Consider the following 1,992-nt stretch of genomic DNA (forward strand, 5'->3'; position numbering starts at 1 on the left):
AAATACTTTAATAAATAATTATATATTAGTCAACTCTCGCACCTATACTTTTAAACTGTTCCAAAAAGTTAAAAGAAGATTTATTAATAGACTCAGCATCATCTATAATAATATCATTATTAGATATGGTAGAAGCAATACTTAATGCCATAGCTATACGATGGTCATTATGAGAGGTAGTGCTTCCTCCTTCTAATTTTTCAACACCCTCTATATAGATTTCATCATCTGTAACTTCTATTTTTGCACCTATTTTAGTAAAACTGTCTTTTAAATCATTAATCCTATCACTTTCTTTATATCTTAAACGGCTTGCATTATATAGTTTTGTAGTTCCTTTAGCAGTAGAAGCCAAAGCAGTGATTATTGGAGCTAAATCTGGTATATCTGATACATCTATATCCATAGCATGAAGTCTTCCTGTTTTTTTAACTGTAATAGAACCATCTTCATTACAATTAATAGAAGCTCCCATAAACTTTAATATATTTAGTATCTCTTTATCACCCTGTATAGAATATTTATTTAATCCGTAGAGAGTAACCTCTCCGCCCAAAGCACCAGCAGCAGCAAAAAAAGCAGCATGCGACCAATCGGATTCTATTTCATAGTTAAGAGCTGAATATTCCTGAGAGCCGTATATTTCTATGAGTGAGTTTTCCATATTTTTTGATATTTCTATCTTTGCCTCTTTTAATGTTTTTAGAGTCATAAACACATAAGGAGATGATTCTAATTCGCCTTCAATTATAATTTTAGAATTACCCTCAAGTAAAGGAGCAGCAAACAATAAACCGCTTATAAATTGACTGCTAATATTGCCTTTTATTGTAAAATCTCCGCTTTTTAATTGACCTTTTATTGTAAGAGAGTCTTCTTTTTTATCAAAAAATAATCCTTGTTCTTTCCATATCTGTTCATATATCGATATAGGTCTAGAAAATAGTTTTTTTGAACCAATAAAAGTAGTATTGATATTAAGTGCAGACATTATAGGAATAAGAAGTCTTAAACTAGTACCAGACTCTTTAACATCTACCACTATATCATTAATAGAATTATCTTTTTTAGGAATTACCCTCAAATAATCTAACTCTGGAACTAAATCAGCAAAGTTAGAAACAGCATTCTTTGTTACTTCTATATCATTACCAACATTTTTCATCCAAGGTTTTAATATGCTTATATCTTTAGAAAGAGCAGCAGTTATTAAAGCCCTATGAGCATCACTTTTACTTATTTGTATATATACAGAACCATAAATATCATAAGAAGGTTTTACTACTAAAGACATACGAATCTCCAAAAACAATTATTGTAAAATAGAATCAATAAACTCTTCAGCATTAAACTCTCTAAAATCTTCTACCTTCTCTCCAAATCCTCCATAATATATAGGAAGTGATAAATAATGAGCCACACTTATAGCAACTCCACCCTTAGCAGAACTATCCAATTTTGAAACAATAGCTCCTTGTATATTTAAGGCATTAGTAAATACTTTAGCCTGCTCTATACCATTATGCCCAACATTAGCATCTAATACAAGTATAGGCACAAAATTAAACTCGCTAAATCTCTCTGTAGCTATTTTTTTCATTTTTTCTAATTGCTTAACTAAATTATCCTGATTGTGAAATCTGCCAGCCGTATCAACTATTACTATATCAGCATTTGTTGCTTTTGCCTTATCTAAAGCAGAGAACAATACACTAGCTGGATCTCCTGCTTGCTGACCTTTAACTATAGTTACAGATAATCTATTAGCCCACTCTTCAAGCTGTTCTATAGCGGCTGCTCTGAATGTATCTGATGCGGCTAAAATTATTTTATGATTTTGTTTTAATATATTTGCTAGTTTTGCAATTGAAGTAGTTTTACCTACACCATTTACACCTACTATAAATAATATATTCTTTTCCTTTAATTCTATTTTTTTATTTATGAACTTTGATATTAAAATTTCTCTTAAATGCTTTTTTACTTCTGATG

General features: G+C 30.2%; 2 protein-coding genes. Both read right to left on the reverse strand.

Annotation, left to right across the window (positions count from 1 at the left end; all coding sequences use genetic code 11):
- Nucleotides 1–25: 25 nt before the first annotated feature.
- Entirely contained in the window at nt 26–1,294 is a 1,269-nt protein-coding gene (gene aroA / locus E6A48_RS08310; RefSeq protein WP_219709637.1) for a 3-phosphoshikimate 1-carboxyvinyltransferase, read from the reverse strand.
- An 18-nt stretch (nt 1,295–1,312) separates the two neighbouring features.
- On the reverse strand, nt 1,313–1,992 hold a 680-nt coding region (gene ftsY / locus E6A48_RS08315; protein ID WP_219709638.1), incomplete at its 5' end, for a signal recognition particle-docking protein FtsY.

The organism is Brachyspira pilosicoli, assembly GCF_019402445.1.
Lineage (GTDB): Bacteria > Spirochaetota > Brachyspiria > Brachyspirales > Brachyspiraceae > Brachyspira > Brachyspira pilosicoli_B.